The following is a 762-nucleotide window of genomic DNA, read 5'->3' on the forward strand; positions in this document are numbered from 1 at the left end:
GACTGGATCGATTGGCGAGCCTGGTTCGAGGCCCTGGCGCTGCAAGGAATGTCAGCCTGGCGAATAGAGCCGCTCGTCACCTATTCCCAGACCATCGGCGAGGCGATCCAAGGCAAGGGAATAGCGCTTGGAAGCCTGTCGCTCCTGGGAGCGGAGCTGGAGGCCGGCAGCCTTGTGCGCCTCACCGGCGACCGGCTGAAGACCGGCAGGGGATATTATCTGTGCCACACGGCGAAATCCGGCCTCTCGAAGGACGCGAAGGCACTTTCCGATTTCCTGGTGGCGGCGGCAAGCCGTTCCGCTTCGACATCCTGAGCCCTCTCCAGCCATGAAATAACCTCCGGTAATCGAACAGCCGGAGGTTTTGTAGCGTTTGGGCGGCCGGTTCCCGGTGGTAGTCTTGCCGTTGAAGCACTTGAATGTGTGCTTTTTCGCCAAAACGGACCTCGAATGCCGATCCTCATGAACCGCAACGGCGGCTGAGGGAGCGCGGGTCTGTTCTTCGAAGCCAACAATGGGAGTTATGGATGAAAGTCTATAGCAGCAACGGGGATAGGGTTCCGGATCATATTCTCGCCTCCGCGGCGGATACCAGAGCGGGCAGGCTGGATCGACGTGAATTCCTGGCCTTGGCCTGCGTGTTCGGCGCGTCGACGGCCATGGCCTATGGCCTGCTCGGGCTGGCGGCCCCGACGGCTGCTCGGGCCGAAGAGGTTCAGGGCAGGAAAGGCGGCACCTTGAAAGTCGCCATGTTCATCAAGG

Annotated in this window: 2 pseudogenes; both read left to right on the forward strand. The window is 61.2% G+C overall.

The annotated features are described in order from the left end of the window. Positions 1-315, forward strand: a pseudogene (locus ACODTY_RS24100) (hypothetical protein); the annotation flags it as partial. 212 nt (positions 316-527) lie between these two features. Next, positions 528-762: pseudogene (locus ACODTY_RS24105) on the forward strand (ABC transporter substrate-binding protein); the annotation flags it as partial.

Source organism: Mesorhizobium sp. FG116 (genome assembly GCF_057809835.1).